Genomic DNA, 18,104 nt, shown 5'->3' with positions numbered 1-18,104 from the left:
TGTCCACCCCGTGCGACCGGGGATAGCCTGTACGGCCTTTTACTTTTGGGCCATCATCTTGCTGGCTTGAGCCACAGCTGCCTTCAGGGCAGTCGGTGCAGGCTGGTTGCCATTAAGGGCTTTCTCCAGCGTGTCGTGGAACATGGCCCGGATCTGGGGATAGTTATCGATACGGAAACCACGGCCATTCGCACTGGGGTTCTTCTGATAGGCCGCCACCAACTCGCGCCAATCACCCAGTTTCTTGTAGTAATTCTTGTCGGTCAGCTCGAACGCCTGCTCGGTGAGCGGCAGGAAGCCGGTTTTCTGGTACCACTGCGCGGCCTGCTTGGGCTGTGCCAGCCACCCCAGGAAAGCCGCGGTAGATGCATCGCTTTCTTTGGAATGCCCCGAAGTGACCCACAAAGCCGACCCGCCCACGAACGCGCTGCCCGGCCTGGAGGTAACTGCCGGATAGTACGGCAGGCCAGTCAGTGAAAAATCCAGCTTGCGGCTGTCGTTGAACCAGCCGATATTGCTTGATGTCGACAGCAGCACGGCACATTCGCTTGCTGCAAAGCGTTTGGTGGCGTTGCTGTTGAACTCGGGCTTGACCATAAGCTCGGATTTGACCCAGCTGATCATCATGGACAAATGACGTATGTAAAGCACGTCGAAGGCAAAGGCCGGTTTGCCCTTGCCCTGCAGGCCGTTGCTGTTGCTGGTATACAGCTGATTATTGACGGCTGCCAGATTTTCCAGATTGACTGAAACAGGCTGATCACTGGTGAGCGGACAGCGGCGCGATCCGTTGTTTGCCATGGTCACCAGCTGACCTTGAAGTGCAGCCCAATCGCGCTGGGGTACCGCCGGCTTGATATTGGCTTTATTGAAGGCGTCAATGTTGTAGAACATGACGGGAATATCAACCATGTAAGGAAAGGCCAGCAGCCTGCCCTTGTTGTCACGGGCAAAGGTGTTTTTGTCCGACAGGAACCAATTGGCGTTCTTGATGGGGTGTTTGGCCAGCATGGTATTCAGCGGCTGGATATACGAGCGACGCGCCACATCTTCGGGTGCGCGGTCGTCATCGAGCTGGACCAGCTGTGGGCGATCTTCACGCTTTTTCGCTGCGACCAAGGCCGCCTCTATTTGCTCTTCGCTATCAAAGGCCTTGAGCTTGACCTTGACGTCTTTTTGTTCTTTGTTGAAATCTTTGACCAGGTCTTCAAAGACCTCTTTGTTGTAGGGGCTAAGGGAATGCCAGAGCACAACATCCGTAGCCGCAGCAGCAGCCAGTGGAGACAGCAACATGGCGCCAACGCTCAGGCATACAACCTTGCGCCCCGACCGTGGGGCGTCAAACAACCAGGAGAAATTCATAAGGGTTTACCCTAGAAAAGGAAAATCGGGTTCTGGCTTGCGACCGGAGATCAAATCGGCCAGCGCGCGCCCGGAGCCGGCGCCCATGGTCCAACCTAACGACCCATGACCAGTATTTAGATACAGATTCTGGATTTTAGTTCTGCCGATAAGTGGAACATTTGACGGTGTTGACGGCCGTAGTCCGGACCAGTAGCGTACGTTATCAAATTCAAGCGCTGTTGGAAACAACTCACGAGCAAGCCGCGTCATATTTTGGCAACGACTTGTACGCAACGCCCTGGAATACCCCGACAACTCGGCTGTTCCCGCCATGCGCAACTGATTGCCAAGGCGCGAATACACGACTTTATGAGCACTGTCGGTCAGACTCACGCTGGGCGCCGAATCGGGATCGATAATATTGAAGGTGGCGGAATAACCTTTGGCAGGATACACATTGCAGGGTACGCCCAGCGGGGTGACCAGCTCCGGCGTAAACACGCCCAGCGCAGCCACATAGGCCTCGGCCTGGACGGTCTCGTACAGGCCTTCCGAGTTGATAATTTCAACGCCCTGTATCTGCCCGCCCGCCGACAACAGGCGGCTTACTTGCGTATCGTAACGAAATTCCACACCAGCCTGCCGGGCCCGCTCAGCCAGCGCGGACGTGAACAGGTAAACATCGCCGGACTCGTCCTCTGCGGTATAGTCGCCGCCGATAATCGCGTGGCGTATGGATCCCAATGCCGGCTCGATCTGTATGATTTCATCGGGGCTGACGATGCGACGGTCAACACCGAAATCACGCATGACGTCTGCCATTTTTTGCGAATGCTCGAATTCTGCCGGATCGCGATAGAAATTCAGAATCCCGCGTTCCAGATGGTTGTATTCGATACTCAGTTCGCGGCGCATGACCTGCAGGGTATTGCGGCTGTACTCGGCCATAGCGACCATGGCGCGTATATTGGGCGCCAGACGGCCAGGCATGCACTCGCGCAGAAACTGCAGGCCCCACCACCACTGTCGAAGATCGAATTGCGGCCTGAATAACATGGGGGCGTTGTCCTGGCATAGCCAGCGCAGCAACCTGAGCGGCGTCTGCGGGCTGGCCCAGGGCTCGGAATAGGAAACCGAGATCTGCCCTCCGTTAGCCCTGCTTGTGGCCTGTGCCGGTCCGCTTTCGCGATCAATGACAAGCACATCGTGGCCTGCCTGACTCAGCCACCAGGCCGTAGATACTCCAATTATTCCGCTACCCAGTACCGCAATTTTCAATGATGTCTCCTTGGTCACTGACCGGGCGACCCACGCTGCAAGATTCGTTCAGGCCTGTAAGCCTGTTCAGGCAGCGTCCGCCTCGGTCGTGAAGGCGTCCGCAAAGAATTCCTCTTCGGGCAAGCCATGATGTTGCGTGAAATCCTTACGCGCGCTGTCAACCATGATGGGCGCACCGCAGGCATAGACCTGATAACCCGACAGATCGGGAATGTCGTGCATGACCGCCTGGTGCACCAGCCCGGTGCGTCCCGTCCAGCCATCTTCGGGCTGCGCCTCGGAGATGACGGGGATGAAGCGAAAACCAGGCAGGGACTGCTCCCACTGCTTTGCCAGCGCTTGCATGTACAGATCGGCAGGCCGGCGTCCCCCCCAGTAAAGGACGGCCGGGCGACTGACGCCCTCCTGGATCATGCGCTCGATAATGGCCTTGAGCGGTGCGAAGCCGGTGCCACTGGCCAGAAACACCAGCGGTTTGTCGCTGTCGTCGCGCAGGAAGAAGGATCCGAACGGCCCTTCGACACGCAGGATTTCACGCTGCTTCATTTTTGTATCGCCCGTGCCGAATACGTGGTCGGTAAACAGGCCGCCGGGCGTATGCCGGATATGCAGCTCGATCAGATTGCTTTCGGTCGGCGGTGTAGCCATGGAATAGCTGCGCCGCTTGCCATCTTTCAGAATGAACTCAATATACTGCCCCGCGTAATACCGAAAAGGATCGGCAGTGGGCAGTTGCAGCTTGACGACCATGACGTCGGAGGCAACTTGCTCAAGTTCCATGACTCGCGAAGGCATCTTGCGTATCTGGATGTCGCTGGCCATGCGGATTTCATGGGCCTCGATCACCAGGTCGGAGGTAGGACGCGCCTGGCAGAACAGGGTATAGCCGTTCTCGAGTTCCTCGGGCGCCAGGATTTGCTCGGGGCAAGAACCTGCATCGTAAGAGCCCTGCACCACCTTGCCTTTGCAGGTCGAGCAGGCGCCGTTGCGGCAACTGTAAGGCAGTACGATGCCCGCAGCCAGGGCGGCATCCAGTACGGTCTGCCCGTCTTCGACCGTGAACTCATGATTGCTGGGTTGAACCGATACTTTAAAACTCATAAGGCCTGCACAAGAAGAAAATTAATCAACAATGCCCTCAATTTTAACTAAGCGGGCAAAAGCTGCGGCTGCCTGGCTTTTACGGCCAGCATTTTGCCTTTGCGGGCCCGCTTGCCCATGTATTGATCGAGGGCGGACAAATCGAGGCTCTCGATGATTTCGCGATTTCGGTATATGCCTGCGGCCTGAATGCCGTTGTCGCCAACCGGCACCCACTGCGCCAGGACATCGCCCGCGTCGAGCCCCATCAGTATGGTTCCTCGCCCGCCACCCGACAGGCGCTTGAGCTCGACCATCTCAACGACCAGGAAGCGGCCTTTCTTGCTGAGCATGGCAAGGTGATGATCGCCATCACGCAAGCGCAAGGGCTTGAGCAGGACATCGTCATCATCGAGAGTAACGAACTGCTTGCCGGCGCGCTGACGCGTTGTCAGGTCTTTCAGCGTGGTGATGAATCCATAACCGGCCTTGGTTCCGATGACATAGCGTTGCTGCGCCACACCAGCAATCATATGCGTAATGCGGGTGCCATGCTCGATTTCCATCATCGACGTCACGGGTTGCCCGTCGCCGCGAGCCGACGGCAGACTGGATACGGCCACGGTATACACCCGACCCGTATTCGAGAACGCTACCAGTTCATCAGTGCTCCGGCACTCGATGGCGTCGTACAGGGCATCGCCGGCCTTGAAATTGAACTGGGAGGCGTCATGACCATGGCCCTGCCGTGAGCGCAACCATCCTTTCTGGGAAATGATCACCGTGACGGGCTCTTCGACCACACGGTTTTCCAGCACTGCCCTCTCGGCAACCTCGATCAGGGTACGCCGGTCATCGCCATACTGTTTGGCGTCGGCCTCTATTTCCTTGATCATCAGTCGCTTGAACGCGCTGGGATTGTTCAGCAGTTCATGCAAGGCTGCCTGCTCATCGCGCTGTGCGGCCAGTTCCTTTTCTATGCGGAATCCCTCAAGGCGCGCCAACTGACGCAGACGCATTTCCAGGATGTCTTCCGCCTGCCGTTCGCTCAGATCGAAGCGCTGCATCAATGCGGCGCGCGGTTCGTCCGACTCCCGGATAGTCTGGATGACCTCATCCACGTTCAAATAGACCACCATCCGGCCTTCCAGCACGTGGATGCGGTCGGTCACCTTATCCAGCCGGAACTGCGTGCGACGCGTCATGGTCTGCGTACGGAAGCTCAGCCACTCGGCCAGCACCTGGCGCAGGGAACGCTGTCCTGGCCGGCCATCAGTGCCTATGCATACCAGGTTGAACGAAACACTGCCTTCCATACTGGTTTGTGCCAGGAGCATGGTCACGAACTCATCCCGACTTATCCGGCTGGTCTTGGGTTCGAAAACCAGCCGTACGGCAGCATCCTTGCCTGACTCATCGCGCACTGCGTCCAGCATGCCCAGCATCAATGCCTTGGTCTGCTGCTGCTCGGCGGTCAGGCTTTTCTTGCCTGCCTTGACCTTGGGATTGGTTCTGTCTTCGATTTCCTCAAGGACTTTTTGTGCAGAGGTGCCCGGCGGCAACTCGTGGACTACCAATTGCCACTGGCCACGGGCCAGCTCTTCAAACTGCCAGCGCGCCCTGGCCTTGATCGACCCACGCCCGCCCGCATAGATGGCGGCGATATCGGACGCCGGCGATATGATCTGGCCTCCACCGGCAAAATCGGGGCCCGGTATCATGGCATACAGCTCTTCGTCGGGCAGTTTGGGATTGCGTATCATCGCGACGCATGCGCTGGCGACCTCGCGCAGGTTGTGGGAAGGAATTTCGGTTGCCATGCCTACGGCAATGCCCGATGCGCCATTCAGCAACATCACCGGCAAGCGGGCCGGAAGCAGCACCGGTTCCTTCTGGCTGCCATCGTAATTGGCAGCAAAATCAACCGTGCCTTCGTCGAGCTCATCGAGCAATACACGGGCAAAAGGCGTCAGGCGCGCTTCGGTATAGCGCATGGCGGCAGCATTGTCGCCATCACGTGAGCCAAAGTTTCCGTGCCCGTCGATCAAGGGATAACGCAGGACGAAGTCCTGGGCCATCCGCACCATTGCGTCGTAGGCGGCCTGATCGCCATGCGGGTGATACTTGCCCAGTACGTCGCCAACGACACGGGCAGACTTGACCGGCTTGGCCCCGGGCCCCAGTCCCATGGCCTGCATGGCATAAAGAATGCGCCGTTGCACGGGCTTTTGCCCATCGGAGACATCGGGCAAGGCACGCCCGCGCACCACGGATACGGCGTAGTCCAGATAAGCCTGCTCGGCATAATTGGCCAGCGTAATGCCTTCTTCACCACCATCGTTGCTATCGAACAGGCCTGCTTGTGTACTATCCATCTTCTATCTCAGTATCGGTTTAAACGTCGATCTCGGCCAGATTGCCTTTTTCTTCCAGCCAGCTGCGGCGCTGCGCCGATTCGCCTTTGGCCATCAGCATGTCGAACATCTCGGTGGTGCCGGCCACACCCAATTCGCCGCAGCTCACGGGCACCAGCCGGCGGGTGTCGGGATTCATGGTGGTGTCCCAAAGCTGCTCGGCATTCATTTCGCCCAGCCCCTTGAAGCGGCTGATGCTCCAGGAACTTTCACGCACGCCTTCTTTGCGCAGCTTGTCCTGAACCACGTCCAGCTCACCCTGATCCAGGCAATACAGTTTGCGGGCCGGTCGCTTGCCTGCGGCCGGCACATCGACACGAAACAGGGGCGGACGGGCAATATAAACGTGTCCTGCCTCGATGAGCTTGGGGAAATGCCTGAAAAACAGGGTCAGCAGCAAAACCTGTATGTGCGATCCGTCTACGTCGGCGTCGGACAGGATGCAAATATGTCCATAACGCAGGCCGGACAGGTCGGGAGCATCGCCGGAGCCATGCGGATCCACCCCGATGGCCACGGCAATATCGTGGATCTCGTTGTTGGCGAAAAGCCGGTCGCGATCGACCTCCCAGGAATTGAGCACCTTGCCACGCAAAGGCAGAATGGCCTGGAACTCTTTGTCGCGCCCCATTTTGGCCGATCCGCCCGCAGAATCACCTTCGACCAGAAACAGCTCGGTGCGAGTAACGTCATCGGACTCGCAATCGGTCAACTTGCCTGGCAGAACCGCCACGCCTGAGCTTTTGCGCTTTTCAATCTTCTTGGACGAACGGGCCCTGGCCTGGGCCTGTCTGATGGCCGCATCGGCCAGCTTCTTGCCGTATTCCACATTGGCATTAAGCCAAAGATCCAGCGCATTCTTGACGAAACCGCCCACCAGCCTCACGGCGTCACGGCTGTTCAGCTTTTCCTTGATCTGACCCTGGAACTGCGGGTCCAGAACCTTGGCCGACAACACAAAGCTGGCGCGTGCAAAGACGTCGTCTGCCAGCAACTTCACCCCTTTGGGAATCAGGCCGTGCAGCTCAGCAAAGGACTTCACAGCGTTAAACAGGCCATCACGCAAACCCGCCTCGTGGGTGCCGCCGGCGGTCGTGGCGATCAGATTAACGTAAGACTCGCGCACCACCGGACCTTCGAGCGTCCAGGCAATCACCCACTGCGCACCCTCGCCTTCGGCATAGGTTTCGTCGTCTTCCGCAGCGTACTGTCTGCCCTCAAACAAGGGAACGACTTTTTCGATGTCAGTCAGGGCCTCTTCCAGGTAACCTCGCAAACCATCCTGATACTGCCACTCGCGGGTTTCGCCTGTTTTCTCGAGCGTCAGGCTTACCTTGATGCCGTTCAGCAGAACAGCCTTGCTGCGCAAGGCATGGGTCAGTTCGGCCATAGGCAGCGCGGCGGTATCGAAATACTTGGGATCAGGCCAGACCCGTACGCGCGTGCCCGTCTTCTTGCGTGCGACCGGTTCGAGCGCCCGCAAGGGAGTCTGTACCGCGCCATCGGCGAAAACCAGTTCATGAGCCTTGCCATCACGCCAGACCAGCACCTCGAGCCGGGTGGACAGCGCATTCGTGACAGAGACACCCACGCCGTGCAAGCCACCCGAAAAAGCATAGGCACCGGCCGATTTCTTGTCGAACTTGCCGCCCGCATGCAGACGGGTGAACACAAGCTCGACGACTGGCGCATGCTCTTCAGGGTGCAAACCAACCGGAATGCCCCGTCCGTCGTCTTCAACCGATATGCTGCCGTCGGTATGCAGCGTGACCTTGATCTGCGTGCCAAAACCTGCCAGCGCCTCATCGGCCGCGTTGTCGATGACCTCCTGGACGATATGCAGGGGGTTGTCGGTGCGGGTGTACATGCCGGGCCGTTGCTTGACGGGTTCCAGGCCCTTCAATACCCGAATGGATGCTTCGTCGTAGCGTGGTGTAGCCAATTTAGTCTCGAATTTTTGCTGAAAAGAATGCGGTATTTTACGGAAAGTGCACACACAGCAAAAAGCCGGCATGCAGCACCAGCGCAACGTGACCGTGCGCAGTAGCGCCTACAGTGGTATGCTTTCAGAAATTAAAGCAATAACCATGCAAGCCCCGTACAGAATACACTGTGCGCATCGCGCTGCTGTACCGGCTTGCCGTATCGCCTTCAGTTATCCAACTCTCTTTCCCATTTACCATGAGCGAATCTATTAAACACGTGAGCGACGCCTCATTCGAGGCAGACGTCATCAACTCCGACGTACCTGTATTGGTCGACTACTGGGCCGAATGGTGTGGCCCCTGCAAAATGATCGCCCCTCTGCTTGACGAAGCCGCCAAGCAATATGGCGACCGTGTTATTATTGCCAAGGTCAATGTCGACGAAAACCCCGACACCGCCGCTAAATTCGGCGTTCGTGGCATCCCGACACTCATGCTGTTCAAAGACGGCAAGGCAACCGCCACCAAAGTAGGCGCACTCTCAAAATCCCAACTAAGCGCATTCCTGGACGAATCCCTGTAAATCCGTTTTTTGCGCGCGAGCCTTCTCCAGGCTCGCCATACCCGGCAAACCCCTCTCTCTTCTCACATGCACCTCACCGAATTAAAAACACAGCACGTTTCCAAGTTGCTGGAAATGGCCGCCGAACTCGAAATCGATAACGCCAGCCGTCTGCGCAAGCAGGAATTGATGTTTGCCATCATGAAGCGGCGCGCCAAGCAGGGCGAACAGATTTTCGGAGACGGTGTGCTGGAAGTGTTGCCCGACGGTTTCGGCTTCTTGCGTTCGCCTGAAACTTCGTATCTGGCCAGCCCGGACGACATCTACATTTCTCCGTCGCAGATCCGCCGGTTCAATTTGCACACGGGTGACTCCATAGAAGGCGAGGTTCGCACACCCAAAGATGGCGAGCGTTACTTTGCACTGGTCAAGGTCGACAAGGTCAACGGCATGCAGCCCGAGACCATCAAGCATCGCATTATGTTTGAGAACCTTACGCCCTTGCACCCTGACGAGGTCATGACGCTTGAACGCAATATAAGAAGCGAAGAGAACACCACAGGACGCATACTGGATATCTTCGCCCCTATAGGCAAAGGCCAGCGCGCCCTGATCGTTGCCAGCCCGAAATCGGGTAAAACAGTCATGATGCAGCATATTGCACATGCCATAAGCACCAATTACCCTGAAGCCGTCATGATCGTCATGCTGGTCGATGAGCGTCCCGAAGAAGTTACGGAAATGCAGCGCACCGTGCGCGGCGAGGTCGTGGCGTCCACCTTCGATGAGCCTGCCACACGCCACGTCCAGGTCGCCGAAATGGTCATCGAGAAAGCCAAACGGCTGGTCGAACTCAAGAAAGACGTCGTTATCCTGCTCGACTCCATCACCCGCCTGGCCCGCGCCTACAACACGGTAGTGCCGGCTTCCGGCAAAGTGCTTACCGGCGGTGTCGACGCCAATGCATTGCAACGTCCCAAGCGCTTCTTTGGTGCTGCCCGCAATGTCGAGGAAGGTGGTTCGCTGACCATTATCGGCACCGCGCTGGTGGAAACCGGCAGCCGCATGGACGAAGTCATTTATGAAGAATTCAAAGGCACAGGCAACGCCGAGGTTCACCTTGAACGCCGCCTGGCAGAAAAGCGCGTCTACCCGGCCATCAACCTGAACAAATCAGGAACACGCCGCGAAGAGCTGTTGATCAAACCCGAGTTGCTGCAAAAAGTCTGGGTGCTTCGCAAATTCATACACGACATGGATGAAATCGAAGCAATGGAGTTCATTTTGGACAAGATTCGCGCAACCAAGACCAACTCCGAGTTTTTCGACATGATGAAAAAATAAGCGGCAAGTCACACCTGTAAGCCTCTCTAACGAGAGGCTTACTTGCGATATCCCCCTGCTCTTCGCAGCACCGGTATCCACGACGCCCAGGACATTTACTTTCAATCTCCGCTGAGTCTTGCTTACTCAGTAACTTCAACAGAGCATACTTGATGACACTACTTACCCTCGACCAGTTTCTTGACCAGATCAGCGCACGTGACCCGCATCAGCCGGAGTTCATGCAGGCCGTCAAAGAGGTCATGAACAGCTTGTGGCCCTTCATCGAGCAAAACCCGAAATACGCAGAACAAGGGTTGCTGGAACGCCTGGTCGAGCCGGAACGTGTCATCCAGTTTCGTATTTCCTGGGTCGACGACCACGGCAAGGTTCAAACCAACCGCGGCTTCCGTATCCAGCACAGCTCAGCCATCGGTCCGTTCAAAGGCGGCATGCGCTTTCACCCTTCGGTCAACCTGTCCATTCTGAAGTTCCTGGCCTTTGAGCAGACCTTCAAGAATGCACTGACCACATTGCCCATGGGTGGCGGCAAAGGCGGATCCGATTTCGATCCCAAAGGCAAGTCCGACGGCGAAGTCATGCGCTTCTGTCAGTCCCTGATCATCGAGCTTTACCGTCACCTGGGCCCGGACACCGATGTGCCGGCAGGCGACATCGGCGTTGGTGCACGCGAAGTCGGCTTCATGACCGGCATGATGAAAAAGATCTCCAACTCGTCGGCCAGTGTCTTTACCGGCAAGGGCCTGAGCTTTGGCGGCAGCCTGGTACGCCCGGAAGCCACCGGCTACGGTACCGTCTATTTTGCCGAAGAAATGCTCAAGCACGCCAAGCAGTCCATTGAGGGCTATACGGTATCGGTGTCCGGTTCCGGCAACGTTGCACAGTACGCCATCCAGAAGTGCATGCAGCTGGGCGCCAGGGTCATCACGGTTTCAGACTCTCACGGTACTGTCATAGACAAGGCAGGCTTTACACCGGAAAAACTTGCTGCACTCATTTGCATCAAAAACGAGCAGCGCGGTCGAGTTCAGGATTACGCCAAGCAATTCAACCTGGTCTATGAAGCAGGCAAGCGCCCCTGGCATGTTCCGGTCGATGTCGCCCTGCCCTGCGCCACCCAGAACGAACTTGAGCTTGAAGACGCCCAGACCTTGATCCGCAACGGCGTACGCTGTGTGGCCGAAGGCGCAAACATGCCTACCAGCCTGGATGCGGTCGAGGCCTTCCTGCACGCCGGCATCCTGTATGCACCCGGAAAGGCCAGCAATGCCGGCGGCGTAGCCGTTTCCGGCCTTGAAATGAGCCAGAACGCACAACGTCTGCACTGGACCCGCGAACAGGTCGACAGCAAGCTGCACGCCATTATGCGCGACATCCACGAGAACTGCGTTGCGCACGGCACGACGCCGGACGGCAAGGTCAACTATGTGAATGGCGCCAATATCGCCGGTTTTGTCAAAGTGGCTGACGCCATGCTGCAGCAAGGCATCTATTAAGCTGCTGCTCCAGCACAGCACCCTGCGGGGCCTGTCCAGACCGGAACCGTCATCCGGGCTCGACAGGCCCTGAGTTTTTACCGCTCCGGCTCCTAATGCTCCAGACGCTCCTCGAATTGTCTTTGGGGCTCGACTTTGGGCCGAGGCCTGGCCGGCTTCTCGGCGGGTGTATCGTTTCGGGCTGCTGTTGACGAGCCTGATATCTCGGTAATTTTCGGATCGTCCCAGGCACCGTTGATTTGATATTGCACCGTCATCGCCTTGGCCAGCGGCGCCTGCAGCAGCCATTGCGTCAGAAAGGCGCCCACGCCCACAATGGGATTGATGGCGATACCGGCCGCAACGGCGGCACCACTGATATCCAGATTCGGAATGACGACAGCCTCCAGATTCAGCAGTTTACTGACCAGGTTGATGTCACCGCCTATCACTATGGTGCCAACCGGCCCGATCACACGATAGTTACTGGTGCGCATCAGCCCCTTGCCCACCGTCACCGTTCCCAGCAGTTCGTCATAGGGGAAGCCTTCCTTGGTCAAACCGGCCGGATTGAAATCCAGACGCGCCAGGCGCTTGACCGATTGCAGCGACAGAAGCTCAAGCAAGCGCGCGGAATAGGAGTTCAGCATGCTGAAACGTCCCTTGCTTAAATTGAATGTGATCTCTCCGTCCAGATCCGACTTGCTGAATGCCCACGGCATGTTGTGCCATTCAAGCTTGCCCTTGACGGTGCCCTCTCCTGCCTTCATCACATCTTCCTGGCCGATCTGATCCAGATAAGCACCCAGGTCGGTAATACGCGCTTCGGCATCCAGCGACAAACCGCGATTTGCCCCCCGCAGCCGCCACTCACCCGAACCGCTCAACTCGGCCGAAGGGCTCTTCAACACCAAGCGCTCCAGGCGCCACAGAACCCCGCGCGATTGATTCACACCGGTCAACGAGAGCTCACCGACGTTTTGTCCGTACAGACGAAATTTCCTGATATGCAGATTCACGCCAGGAATATCCAGCTCGTCGGTGAACTGTAGTTCTTCGTGCTCCGCGGTAGCTGCCTTCTTCTGCTCGCTGCCCAGGGACAGGCGGTCAAAACTGGCATCTACATGGCCGGCTATCCGGCCATTCGCCATGCGCCAGAGCAAGGTACCGGCCGTTTGGGACGAACTGATGTCTACCCGCCACTGCTGTGGTTCTGGATGACTGGCCGTAAAGGTAAGGGTATCGAGCATCGCCCCCTGGAATGTCACCTTGTCGGACTGTAGCCGCACTTGATGGACGGCCGGCAGCAGTGGCTGGCTACGGGTGCCGGCCACGCCCGGCAAGGTGTTGGAGAACTCCGTAATCAGCGACCTCCAGGCATCGATATCCACGCGTGGATAGCGTAAATCCAGCATCATGCCCGAGGCAGGCAGATCCAACGGCTGATTGACGCCCAACGCACCCGCGTGAAAATAGGCCGTATCCTTCAGGCCTTCCTGGTGCAACAGACTGGCCTTGATCTGGTCGCCCAACGCAACGTCCAACGACGCACTCTTGCCGTCGGCAAGGCGCCGCCATGTAATGTGCAAGGGCAAGGCCTGCCCTGCAGACTTGCCCAGGGGCGGCGGAAAGTTCAGGGCCATTCCGCTTAAGTCGGAATGAATATCCAGGATATAGCCTCTGTATTTGCCTTTGCCCTGCTGCAGACTTGCCTTGTAGGCTGTACGCCCCGTCAGCCGCTTCATGCCTTCAAGACCGGTGTAGTCGGTCAGCGCGCTGGCCGTGGTTGTGCCATGCATCTGCAAGCCCTTCTGTGCCCCCCCTACGCCGCCTTCGAGCGTGAGCAGCCCACCCAGCAGCTGACCTTTCAGGCCAGTCGTGGCAAAACCCGTATCGGTGAAATCCAGCGTCCCCTTTACATTGGTGTACGCAGGCATTTCAGGCGTAAGGCGCACATCGTTGTCGGTGAAGCGTATCGAGCCTTTCACCGTGGTGTCCCGGCTATGCATCAGCGGTATCGTCAGTGCCAGCGGCACATCCCAGTTGCCAGTGGCGGTCGAGTCATTAAATTGCCTGTCAAGCATTTCACCCAAAGGACTATGCGTCATCAAGGCAAGATAAGTACTGGCAGGCGCCGTCGTCTCGCCCGCAATGCTGAGTACAGGGTCGCTTTCAAGGTCGGGGATGCGTGCCTGCACATCATGCAGCTGTATGGATTTCCCGGTCGCCGGCCACATGACAGCCTGCTCGGCAAAAAGGGTCAGATCCGCACCGTTCAACGTTACACGGCCGTGCATGTCAACCAGGCGTGGCCATCCTGGCTCCTTGCCCTGGGCCGGCAGATAATCAATGATCGTATCGGCGAACCGGCCTTCCATCCGGAAGTCGCCCTGCTCCATCTCATTATTGAAGGGGAAATCATCCAGGTAGCCCTGCAGGACCAGGCTGGCATCGGTAATATTGCCGGCAACCAGACCGTACCCAAGCCAGTCACGAGCATCCTGGTTGATATCGCTGGGCAGGTAGTTCCGGATCGCTGGAACGGACAAATGCGTGATCTTGCCTTGCATATCGATCAGGCCTGCCGAATCCAGGCCGTGCTGGCGCCAGTTGCCATGCAGGCTTGCTTTCAGGCTCTGACTGGCCAGATCCAGCTGTGCGGCCTGAACCTGCCAGCCCATATCCGGGCGCTGTACCTTGCCCCGCGACACCAGATCGTCCAACGTCAGCGGAAGTTCGAATACGGCGGGCGCCTCGATCTCGAGCGCCTGCGCCAGCAGACGATATTCCACCCCATCGGCCTGATCCGGATCGGGCACAACCGGTGTAGCGCCATCCTGTGCAAGCAGGCGCTGGTAATCATCCCAAGGGCCGGACATGAACAGACGCACATAAGCTGCCCTGGCCCCATATTGCGTGGACGACCAGTGCCCGTTCAGCACTCTGATATCCGACGTCAGGGACTGTACGGCGCCTTCATTGAACTTGAGCCAGCTGCGCACCGATAACTGACCCGACCTGAAGCTTTGCGGCAAGTCTATCCAGGGTGCCCACCCCACGGGATGCATATTCTCTACGTGCGCATACAACTGCCCCCGCCCTTCGTTCAAATCCAGCGGCGCAGACTTATCCCGCGGGGTATGTGCGAATTCACCGCGCAGGTCCAGCGATGTTCCCAATGCCTCGGGAATATCGGCCTGCAGCATAAAGCGATGATCGGTATGCTGATTGGTCAACGTCAAGTTGACCTGTTCCAGTACCAAAGGAGGTGCACTTCGTTCTTCGTCGATCCAGCGCAGCGTGGCGGCACCTAGCCTGATCTGGCGCTGATCCAGTAGCCAGTCGAGTACGCCGCTGGCCTTTTCAGGTGACGAAACCGGTTTGCCCAGACTGAACGAGCGTCCCATGACCCAGACCTCGTCGTGCATATCACGGCGTAGTGTGACATCCAGCCCGGTTGCCTCAAGGTTGTCCAGTTCCAGCTGACCGCTGAACAGACTACGCCAGCTGATCGTTGCCTGCACGGACGGAACCTCGAGCAGGCTGCGCTCGTCTGTATCAGTGAACTCGACGTCCTGGGCCCGCAGCCGGGGGTTCAGCCCCTTCCAGTCGACCGCTATGGGCCCGAGGCTGACATTGGCGTTGAGCGCATCTGACAGGTGCTGCTCGATGCGGGGGCGCCATTGGTCGATATTGGGAAAAAACCAGTAGCGGGCACCCAGAAACAAAAGCCCCAGCACAAAGTATGCAATCAGCGCTACTTTTCCGACAAGCTTTAGGAGGGACAAAGAAAATTGAAGCACAGATTGAACCGGGGCCTGTAATATTTGTGTATCTTGGGTTGTACCCGTTTTTTTGGCAGTCGAGCTACTGCTATTTCCTTATTTTTGCATTCCTTATGTCTGAAGCCACCATATTAGAGCCCGCACTGCGCTGGTCAGGTGCACTGCGCCGCAAACTAATCGCCAATACGGCTTTTGAACAATGGCTGATCAATGCAGCCAGCCAGACACTTAACCGCAAAACCATACTGCAGTGGTTTTACGAGCTCAAAGGCGACGAAACCGATGCCATCCTGGCCGTAAGCGATGTGCGACGCGTACTGCGCAAGCTGCGCGAACGCGTATTCTTCACGGCGATGGTACGTGACCTGAACCGCACCGCATCCTTGCAGGAAGTTACGGGTGCCATGTCTGTACTGGCTGATCTGGCGGTGGCCGAAGCCTATAGAAGCGTTGCCGCCAGCCTGGCCGAAACACACGGCGTACCCGTTGACCCCAACACGGGCAAGCCCCAGGAGCTGTTAATTGTAGGAATGGGCAAGCTCGGTGGCAAGGAACTGAATGTATCATCAGACATCGATCTGATCATGATCTATGGCGAAGAAGGCGAAACCACCGGACGCCGCAAGATCAGCCACCACGAATTCTACGGCCGCGTCACGCAGCGCATGATGCCGGTGCTGTCCGAAATCGATGCCGATGGCCAGGTTTTTCGCACTGACCTGCGCCTGCGTCCAGACGGCGACTCCGGCCCCCTGGCCTGGAGCCTGGATGCACTGGAGAACTATCTGGTCACCCAGGGTCGGGAATGGGAAAGATATGCCTGGCTCAAAGGACGGGTCATCCGCTGCCAGGCCTTTCCAGACAGCGCACCTCGTTCACAAATCGAACAGCTGGAAGCCTTGCGCAAGCCTTTTGTCTACCGCAAGTATTTTGATTTCGACGCACTGGCCGCGTTGCGCGGCTTGCGCGAACGCATACGGCTGGACTGGCAGAAACGTGCGCTGGCCCGCAACGGGGTGGATACCGTGCACAATATCAAGCTGGGCGAAGGCGGCATCCGTGAAATAGAGTTCGTCGTACAGCTTAGTCAGCTGATACGGGGTGGGCGCATGCCTTCACTGCAACAGCGTGGGCTGCTCGCTGCCCTCGACAAGCAGAACAAGGCCGGACTCATCGCAGCCGACGTAGCTGAACAACTGGCCGTTGCCTATGATTTTCTGCGACAGGTCGAGCACCTGCTGCAGTATCGCGACGACGAGCAGACCCATCTGCTGCCGCGTGACCCGCAAGCATGTACCGACCTGGCCCACGCCATGGGTATGGAGCAGGACGCCTTCGAGGAAAAGCTCGCGGCGCTGCGCGCATTCGTCTCGAAAACCTTTCGCAACGCCTTCAGAATCGCGGGCATGGGCAACGACGATGGCGACGACGCCACACCCAGCCAGTCGCAGGCACCCTGCGCCGACCTGGGCGACCATATCCAGCAACGTATAGGTGATCAGGCGCAAGCGGTATCGCAACGGGTCGAGTCCTTTCTCGACAGCCACCGCATCCGCAGCCTGTCGGGCACCAGCCGAAAACGCGTGGAAGCCCTGCTGCCCACCGTCGTCGATATGGCAGCCAGAACGGAATCACCGGAAACCACGGCGGTCAGGCTGCTGGCCCTGATCGAGCATATCGCCCAGCGTAGTGCCTATCTTGCCTTGCTGGCCGAGTACCCCGAGACCCTCGCACGTGTCACCCGTATCATCAGCGCAAGCACCTGGGCCTCTGAATTCCTGACCCGCTATCCCATGCTGCTCGATAGTCTGATCGAATGGCATTCGCTGCTCGCTCCGCCCGATTTTGAGCAGATCGCGCGGCAATTGCACGACGAGCTCGATGCCTGCGTCCTGGCCGACGGGCAGCCCGATATCGAGCAACAAATGAACCTGATGCGCGACACGCAGCACCAGATCACCTTTCAGCTCCTGGCCCAGGATCTGGAAGGCGTACTAACGGTAGAACAGTTGGGCGACCGGCTTTCGGCGCTGGCAGACATGATGCTGGCCGAAACGATAAACCGTGTGTGGCCTGCCGTGCAGCCCCGCGGCAAGCGCGACAACCTGGCTCCGCCCCGTTTCGCCATCATTGCCTACGGCCGCCTGGGTGGCAAAGAGCTGGGTTACGCCTCCGACCTTGATCTGGTGTTCCTGTACGACGAGCCCACCGATGAGGCGAGCGAGCTGTATGCCAAGCTGGGTCGTCGCATGGTGTCGTGGTTATCCACCATGACCTCATCCGGTCGACTCTACGAAATCGACCTGAGGCTGCGCCCTGACGGCGATGCCGGCCTGCTTGCCGTGTCGATCGACGCCTTTGAACAGTATCAGACTCATCACGCATGGGCCTGGGAGCACCAGGCCATTACCCGGGCCCGCTTCATTACCGGAGACCCTGAAATCGGACAGCGATTCGAACAAATCCGCCGGCAGGTGCTACTGCTCCCGCGTGATCCTGTAGCGTTCAAAGAGGAAGTACGCGGAATGCGTCAGAAGATCAGTGCCGGTCACCCGAATCCCACCCAGGATTTTGACCTGAAACATGATCGGGGCGGCATGGTGGATATCGAGTTCGTCACGCAGTATATGGTGCTCTGTCATGCGCAACAGCACCCCGCCCTGCTCGAAAATCTCGGCAATATCACGCTGCTGCGGCTGGCCGCCGAATCAGGGCTGATTCCCTCCGGCCTGGCCTCCAGGGCGGGTGACGCTTACCGTTCCTTCAGGAAACGGCAGCATGCCCTGCGTTTGCAGGGTGCCGAAAAGGCACGTGTGCCCAATGATCAGCTCACTGAAGAACGTGCGGCGGTGCACGCGCTTTGGAATCAGGTGATAGAAGACTAAAATAGGACTTTC

General features: G+C 57.9%; 10 protein-coding genes. 4 read left to right on the top strand and 6 right to left on the bottom strand.

Annotated features, from left to right (window positions below; translation table 11 throughout):
• Positions 1 to 39 precede the first annotated feature (39 nt).
• The 5 genes from LKR43_RS03070 to LKR43_RS03050 all read right to left on the bottom strand — a co-directional run bounded on the left by LKR43_RS03070 (position 40) and on the right by LKR43_RS03050 (position 8,058).
• Complete coding sequence (locus LKR43_RS03070) at positions 40 to 1,362, bottom strand: extracellular solute-binding protein (protein ID WP_227682383.1); 1,323 nt, start codon at positions 1,360 to 1,362, stop codon at positions 40 to 42.
• A gap of 6 nt (positions 1,363 to 1,368) precedes the next feature.
• The gene (locus LKR43_RS03065; protein ID WP_227682382.1) at positions 1,369 to 2,622 is read right to left on the bottom strand and encodes a D-amino acid dehydrogenase; all 1,254 of its coding nucleotides are present in this window, start codon (positions 2,620 to 2,622) and stop codon (positions 1,369 to 1,371) included.
• Positions 2,623 to 2,688: 66 nt separating this feature from the next.
• The gene (locus LKR43_RS03060) at positions 2,689 to 3,723 is read right to left on the bottom strand and encodes a CDP-6-deoxy-delta-3,4-glucoseen reductase (protein WP_227682381.1); all 1,035 of its coding nucleotides are present in this window, start codon (positions 3,721 to 3,723) and stop codon (positions 2,689 to 2,691) included.
• 47 nt (positions 3,724 to 3,770) lie between these two features.
• The gene (parC, locus tag LKR43_RS03055) at positions 3,771 to 6,077 is read right to left on the bottom strand and encodes a DNA topoisomerase IV subunit A (protein WP_227682380.1); all 2,307 of its coding nucleotides are present in this window, start codon (positions 6,075 to 6,077) and stop codon (positions 3,771 to 3,773) included.
• A 19-nt stretch (positions 6,078 to 6,096) separates the two neighbouring features.
• Positions 6,097 to 8,058 (bottom strand): DNA topoisomerase IV subunit B, encoded by a 1,962-nt coding sequence (locus LKR43_RS03050; RefSeq protein ID WP_227682379.1) that lies wholly within the window; start codon positions 8,056 to 8,058, stop codon positions 6,097 to 6,099.
• 239 nt (positions 8,059 to 8,297) lie between these two features.
• On the opposite strand from LKR43_RS03050, the gene trxA reads away from it, so the two are divergent.
• The 3 genes from trxA (at position 8,298) to gdhA (ending at position 11,443) form a co-directional block, all read left to right on the top strand.
• The gene (gene trxA / locus LKR43_RS03045) at positions 8,298 to 8,624 is read left to right on the top strand and encodes a thioredoxin TrxA (RefSeq protein ID WP_227682378.1); all 327 of its coding nucleotides are present in this window, start codon (positions 8,298 to 8,300) and stop codon (positions 8,622 to 8,624) included.
• Positions 8,625 to 8,690: 66 nt separating this feature from the next.
• Positions 8,691 to 9,947 carry a transcription termination factor Rho gene (gene rho, locus LKR43_RS03040; RefSeq protein WP_227682377.1) on the top strand — a complete coding sequence of 419 codons (1,257 nt, stop codon included), beginning with the start codon at positions 8,691 to 8,693 and terminating at the stop codon, positions 9,945 to 9,947.
• A gap of 152 nt (positions 9,948 to 10,099) precedes the next feature.
• Positions 10,100 to 11,443, top strand: coding sequence for an NADP-specific glutamate dehydrogenase (gene gdhA, locus LKR43_RS03035; RefSeq protein WP_227682376.1), 1,344 nt, complete (start codon positions 10,100 to 10,102; stop codon positions 11,441 to 11,443).
• A 92-nt stretch (positions 11,444 to 11,535) separates the two neighbouring features.
• On the opposite strand, the gene LKR43_RS03030 is transcribed toward gdhA, so the two are convergent.
• Positions 11,536 to 15,210, bottom strand: a complete 3,675-nt coding sequence (locus LKR43_RS03030; protein WP_227682375.1) for a YhdP family protein — start codon at positions 15,208 to 15,210, stop codon at positions 11,536 to 11,538.
• A gap of 110 nt (positions 15,211 to 15,320) precedes the next feature.
• On the opposite strand from LKR43_RS03030, the gene glnE reads away from it, so the two are divergent.
• Complete coding sequence (gene glnE, locus LKR43_RS03025) at positions 15,321 to 18,092, top strand: bifunctional [glutamate--ammonia ligase]-adenylyl-L-tyrosine phosphorylase/[glutamate--ammonia-ligase] adenylyltransferase (protein WP_227682374.1); 2,772 nt, start codon at positions 15,321 to 15,323, stop codon at positions 18,090 to 18,092.
• Positions 18,093 to 18,104: the final 12 nt, after the last annotated feature.

Origin of the sequence: Pusillimonas sp. MFBS29 (assembly GCF_020687695.1) — a bacterium.
GTDB lineage: Bacteria > Pseudomonadota > Gammaproteobacteria > Burkholderiales > Burkholderiaceae_B > Pusillimonas_C.
Note: the sequence above shows the minus strand (reverse complement) of the source record. Positions and strands in the feature narration are given on the sequence as shown.

Coding starts and splice junctions, on each gene's coding strand:
- LKR43_RS03070 (WP_227682383.1), bottom strand. CDS start 1,362: ATGAATTTCTCCTGGTTGTTTGACGCCCCACGGTCGGGGCGCAAGGTT.
- rho (WP_227682377.1), top strand. CDS start 8,691: ATGCACCTCACCGAATTAAAAACACAGCACGTTTCCAAGTTGCTGGAA.
- LKR43_RS03060 (WP_227682381.1), bottom strand. CDS start 3,723: ATGAGTTTTAAAGTATCGGTTCAACCCAGCAATCATGAGTTCACGGTC.
- parC (WP_227682380.1), bottom strand. CDS start 6,077: ATGGATAGTACACAAGCAGGCCTGTTCGATAGCAACGATGGTGGTGAA.
- gdhA (WP_227682376.1), top strand. CDS start 10,100: ATGACACTACTTACCCTCGACCAGTTTCTTGACCAGATCAGCGCACGT.
- glnE (WP_227682374.1), top strand. CDS start 15,321: ATGTCTGAAGCCACCATATTAGAGCCCGCACTGCGCTGGTCAGGTGCA.
- trxA (WP_227682378.1), top strand. CDS start 8,298: ATGAGCGAATCTATTAAACACGTGAGCGACGCCTCATTCGAGGCAGAC.